This is a genomic window from Mycobacterium sp., assembly GCF_050700595.1.
Lineage (GTDB): Bacteria > Actinomycetota > Actinomycetes > Mycobacteriales > Mycobacteriaceae > Mycobacterium.
The window spans coordinates 1-5,092 of sequence record NZ_JBOHHI010000003.1 but is presented as its reverse complement, the minus strand read 5'-3'; the positions used below and the strand labels follow the sequence as shown (position 1 = coordinate 5,092).

Below are 5,092 nucleotides of genomic sequence, written 5' to 3'. Positions count from 1 at the left end.
GTTCTCGGCGACGGCCGATATCTCGGCATCACGTCGATCACCACCCCGCGCCGCGACACAACCGGCCGGATCATCTACGACGACCACTACCGGGCACACCGCCGACTCAGGACCCGCGTCGAACACGCCATCGCCGGCCTCAAAGACTGGCAGAACCTGCGGCAACGCCGCCGGCGCGGACAGGGCACCAACCACAGCCACCACACCATCGCAGGTCTCTGGAACAAGAAGACCCACACCCAATCACGAGTCACCTCTTAGCCAGCGGCGCGAAGCACGTTGCGGCGGAACGCATCCACGTCGGCGAAAGACTCGAGTTGGGTCTCCAGTGGCGGGTCAGTCGATGCTGGCCGGTGATTGCACCTGCTCGTCGGGATCGAGGACAACTCCCCGCGCCGCCGCAGTTGCCGACAATGCAGCCCAGACGAAGGTGGTCAGTTGCTCGACGAGGGTCGGCTTACTGATCGCCGGCTCATTCAGCCAGCGCAGTACACCGAGCGCGACCGCCCCGAGGAGAGCGTCGACGACATACTGAAGGTTGTCGCTTTGGCCACCGCGTTCCTGTAGAACCGTTGCGACAAAATCGCAAATGGCATTGGCCAGTGGCCTGCCGCCTTCCAACAAAGCCTCGGTCGAACGGCGCTCGGTAAACTGCGCGCCGACCAGGAAGCGAAACAGATTTGGTCGCTCGTCGACAAGGTCGATATATGTGGCCACGGCTGAGCGGACCAGTTCCAGTGTCGTGCCGGCGGTATGGAAACGCGGTACGACCCGCTCGAGCACCATGTCCTGCACTCGTTCACCGACCGCGCTGAACAACGTGTCCTTATCGTCGAAGAACCGGTAGAGCTTGGGCCTGGGGACGCCGGCGGTCTTGACGACGTCGTCGATGGACAGCTCCGGCCCGAATTCTTCGATTGCCCGCAGGGTCGCCTCGACCAACTCGGCGCGTACAGCCGCTCGGTGCTCACGCCACCGATCTACTCTGGCATCCCCGGTCAATTCGGGCAGCCACCCATGACCAGGAGCCTCTATCGACACCAGCCAATGGTATCTACCGGCCTTGCTCCTTGGCACGCGCTCGAGGATGCGTCTTGGACCATGCCGGGGTCTTGCGGACCACTGTCGCGCGAAGTAACGTCTACCACCTAGTACTGCAAGTACTAGGTACTGACTGTTCGGAAGGGCTGTGGTCATGGCTAACCGGTACCCGAAACGAGCGGCGGTGGCGGCGGCGGACTCGGTGGGTGCGCAGGCCGGCTACCCCAAGGCCAGGCGGATTCGCTTCCGCTTCGGCGAGGACCGCACTTTTGGCAAGTACTTCGTCGACGACGACATCGTGTTCAGCCACTACGTGGCAGGACTATCGGGCTCATTTCCGCCAGGCGAGGAGGCGTTCATTCGGTCCGTCCGCCGATTCGCCGACAGCATCACTGATCCGGTGTTGAAGAAACGGGTTGCTGGCTTCATCGGACAGGAATCCATGCACGGGCAGGAGCACCGCCGGCTTAACGAGAAGCTCGTCGCAATGGGCTACCCGATCGGGTGGTGGGATTCGGAGACGTTGAAGGAAAAACGGATTCGGTTCGAAAAGTGGTTGGGTGGCCGGCGGCACTTAGCGTTGACAGCGGCTGCTGAGCATTACACCGCAGTCCTTGCTGAGCGCATATTGTCCAGCCCTGAGATTCAAGCGATTCCAGGCGATGCAGAGGTATGGAACCTGCTGAACTGGCATGCCTTAGAAGAGCTGGAACACAAGTCGGTGGCCTTCGACGTCTATCGAGCGGTCGGTGGCCCCGAGCGCACGCGAATCACCGTGATGGCCGTGCTGATTGCCGCCATGATTCCGCTTACCGCCATCTTGGTGATGATCGCGCTGGCGCGCGACCCGATCGCACGGCGGCATCCGCTGCGGCTGGTTCGCGAGGCGTATGCGCTCTACCGGGGCCCGTTCTTCAAAGGCTTGATAGGAGAACTCGCGACATACCTGCGTCCGGGCTTCCATCCCGACGATATCGACACGACAGCACTTCTGGACCAATGGCGAGAAGAACTGTTTGGCTCCGAGGGGGCTCTCGTCGACCACCTGAAGTAACCAGAGGAGAGAATCGTCATGGGCGCTGCACAACCGATACCGGCGACGGGCGAAAGCGTGCCGGTCGGACCGTATCCCAGGGTGCGACGGATCCGATTCAGGTTCGGTGATCCGCAACCGATGAAGCGTCACTTCGTGGAGGGAGACATCGTTTTCAGCCACCTGACCGCGCTGCTGTCGGCAATTTTTCCACCCGGCGAGGGGGGGTTCATCAGGTCGGTGCGGCGCTTTGCCGATCATGTGAACGATCCGGTGCTGCAGAAGAGGGTCGCCGGATTCATCGGTCAGGAGTCGGTACACGGTCAAGAGCACCGACGGCTCAACGAGCAACTGGTGACGATGGGCTATCCACTGGTCCGCCTTTTCCTGTTCGACCACGACAGCAGGCGCCACAAACTAATAGTGCGGGGCGAGAACCGGCTGCCGGGCTACTTGCATTTGGCGATGACGGCGGCGGCCGAGCATTACACCGCGACACTGGCTGAGCGCATGCTGTCCGACGAGATGCAGGCGATTCCAGGCGATCCCGAGGTGCGCAACCTGCTCAATTGGCACGCCATCGAGGAGCTGGAACACAAGTCGGTGGCCTTCGACGTCTACCGGGCAGTCGGCGGACCGGAGTGGATCCGCATTGCGGTGATGGCCGTGACATACGCCCTCACCATTCCGCTCGTCACAGGCGGCGTGGTGCTGTCCATCATGACGGACCCCACCGGGTGGCGCCCGATCAAGGTGTTGCGTCAGACGATCGGAGTCTTTCGGGGGCCGCTATTGGACGGCGTAATGGCGGATCTGCGCAAGTACATGAGGCCGGGCTTTCACCCCGACGACATCGATACCAGTCAGCTGCTGGAGGAGTGGCGGCGGGAACTATTCGGTGCGCAGGGCGCTCTCGTCGATCACCTCAAGTAGGCAGAGGAACCGAGTTGGCTGAGTGCGTGACTCCAGACCATGAGGTTGTGATCGTCGGAGCCGGCTTCGCCGGTATCGGGGCGGGTATCGCGCTGCAACGGCAAGGGGTTTACGACTTCATTATCGTTGACAAATGGGATCGGGTTGGTGGCACCTGGTATGCAAACACGTACCCGGGTGTCGCGGTCGATATTCCGTCCTTCATCTACAGCTTCTCCTACGAGCAGCGTGGTGACTGGTCGCGGATCTTCGCTCCCGGGGAAGAACTTTGCGACTACGCCGATGATGTTGTCGACAAGTACGGCCTGCGCGAGAAACTGCGGTTGAAAACCACTATCACCTCTGCAACGTTCGACGAGCTCAACAGTCTGTGGCGGTTGACCACCGACGACACCCGAGAGATCACAGGCCGATACGTCGTGGCGGCGCTGGGCGGGTTGGAACGCCCGAAGATGCCAGACATCCCGGGACTCGACGAGTTCGGCGGCACGCTCATGCATACCGCGCTATGGGACCATGATGTCGCGTTGGTGGGCAAGCGGGTCGCGGTGATCGGCACCGGCGCGACATCGCTGCAAGTTGTGCCCGCCATTGTCGACGAGGTCGAGCATCTAACGGTCTTTCAAAGGACCCCGATCTGGGTGTTTCCCAAGATCGACGCGAAAGTGGGCTGGCCGGGTCGACAGATTCTGGAGCGCAGGGGAATTCGATCGGCTATTCGGTTGGCCGGCACCCTCGGGACTGAAGTCGGGATGAGTGGGATGTGGATGGGCCCGCGGTGGCTGACGGATATCGGTCGGCGGTTAGCTGAGATTCCGGTGCGGCGCTGGATGCGCGGCCAGGTCGACGACTCGGTGATTCGGGAGAAGCTGATCCCCCGGTATGGGCTTGGGTGTAAACGTCCGTCGATGTCCAACGAGTATTTGCGGACGTTCAACCGTGCGGATGTCAGCCTGGTCACTGAAACAATCGAATCCATCATCAAAAGTGGGGTGCGCACCGTCGACGGCGCCGAGCATGAGGTCGATGTGCTGATCTGTGCAACAGGCTTCAAACTATGGGAGAAGGGTGCGGTGCCGTCCTTCCCCGTCATCGGGCGAGACGGGCTGGATCTCGGCCGGTTCTGGGAAGAGCAGAGATGCCAGTCCTATCAGGGGGTTTCGGTCCCTTGATTTCCGAACATGTTCACGATTACCGGGCCCTATGGATTCGTACTCGGCTCTTATTTCTGGATGATCGAGGCGACGTCGGCGCACCTCAGCCGCGCCATCGCCGAGGCCAAGCGCCGCGGTGCAACAGTGTGCGAAATCCGACAGCAAGCTCACGACGAGTACTTCCTGAAATGCCTGAAGCGTCAAGAGAAGAATTTTCTGTTCACCCCGACCTGTGCGGGTTCTAACACCTATTACCTGAACAGCAAGGGCGATTCGCCGTTCCGGCCGTCGACGCACGGCGAAATGTACTGGCAGAACCGATATTACGATCGTAATGTCTATCGGTACACCGTGGGAGGCGCGGTGCTCGACGCGGCGGCCGCCGTCATGACGAGGGAGAGTGTGTGAAGGTCAATCGGTTGCGGCCCCGCCTGGTGGTGGTCACTGGCGCCGGCAGCGGCATCGGTCGGGCGACCGCGATCAGGTTTGCCAAGCTCGGCGCTCATGTCGTGGTCTCCGACATCGACCCGGATGCCGCACAAGTCACCACCGCGATGATCCGGAGCAGCGGGCATAACGCGTCGGCTTTGCGGCTCGACGTCACCGACCCCGACGACTGGCAAGCGTTCGCCCGCACGGTGGTCGCAGACCACGGTTACGCTGACGTGTTGGTCAACAACGCGGGAATCTTGGTCGCCGGGCCGTTTTTGGAGCTCACCCCCGCCGACTGGGAACGCCAATTGAGCGTGAACCTGATGGGTGTGGTCCACGGCTGCCGGGTATTCGGGGCGCAAATGGTCGAGCGCGGCGCCGGAGGTCATATCGTCAATATCGCGTCCGCGGCAGCGTTCACCCCGACACCGGTGATGTCTCCGTACTCGGTGTCCAAGGCGGGAGTGAAGATGCTGACCGAGTGTCTGAGGCTCGAATT

The 5,092-nt window shown here is 61.6% G+C and carries 4 protein-coding genes and 2 pseudogenes; 5 read left to right on the top strand and 1 reads right to left on the bottom strand.

Annotated elements, in window-relative coordinates; all coding sequences use genetic code 11:
- Positions 1–261: pseudogene (locus ACRDTL_RS00140) on the top strand (hypothetical protein); the annotation flags it as partial.
- Between the two features lie 75 nt (positions 262–336).
- Here the strand turns inward: ACRDTL_RS00140 and ACRDTL_RS00135 are convergent.
- Positions 337–1,041, bottom strand: coding sequence for a TetR/AcrR family transcriptional regulator (locus tag ACRDTL_RS00135; RefSeq protein WP_431504703.1), 705 nt, complete (start codon positions 1,039–1,041; stop codon positions 337–339).
- A 154-nt stretch (positions 1,042–1,195) separates the two neighbouring features.
- Between ACRDTL_RS00135 and ACRDTL_RS00130 the strand changes: the two genes are divergently transcribed.
- The 4 genes and pseudogenes from ACRDTL_RS00130 to ACRDTL_RS00115 all read left to right on the top strand — a co-directional run.
- The gene (locus tag ACRDTL_RS00130; RefSeq protein ID WP_431504702.1) at positions 1,196–2,095 is read left to right on the top strand and encodes a metal-dependent hydrolase; all 900 of its coding nucleotides are present in this window, start codon (positions 1,196–1,198) and stop codon (positions 2,093–2,095) included.
- 18 nt (positions 2,096–2,113) lie between these two features.
- Entirely contained in the window at positions 2,114–3,007 is an 894-nt protein-coding gene (locus ACRDTL_RS00125; protein WP_431504701.1) for a metal-dependent hydrolase, read from the top strand.
- Positions 3,008–3,021: 14 nt separating this feature from the next.
- Positions 3,022–4,569 (top strand): annotated as a pseudogene (locus ACRDTL_RS00120) (flavin-containing monooxygenase).
- Positions 4,566–5,092, top strand: a 527-nt coding sequence (locus tag ACRDTL_RS00115) for an SDR family NAD(P)-dependent oxidoreductase (RefSeq protein ID WP_431504700.1), incomplete at its 3' end; no start/stop codon positions are given. The pseudogene ACRDTL_RS00120 and the gene ACRDTL_RS00115, both read left to right, overlap by 4 nt.

What these genes read in the sequence shown, in the direction of transcription:
- ACRDTL_RS00130 (WP_431504702.1), top strand. Translation starts at nt 1,196, where the DNA reads ATGGCTAACCGGTACCCGAAACGAGCGGCGGTGGCGGCGGCGGACTCG.
- ACRDTL_RS00125 (WP_431504701.1), top strand. Translation starts at nt 2,114, where the DNA reads ATGGGCGCTGCACAACCGATACCGGCGACGGGCGAAAGCGTGCCGGTC.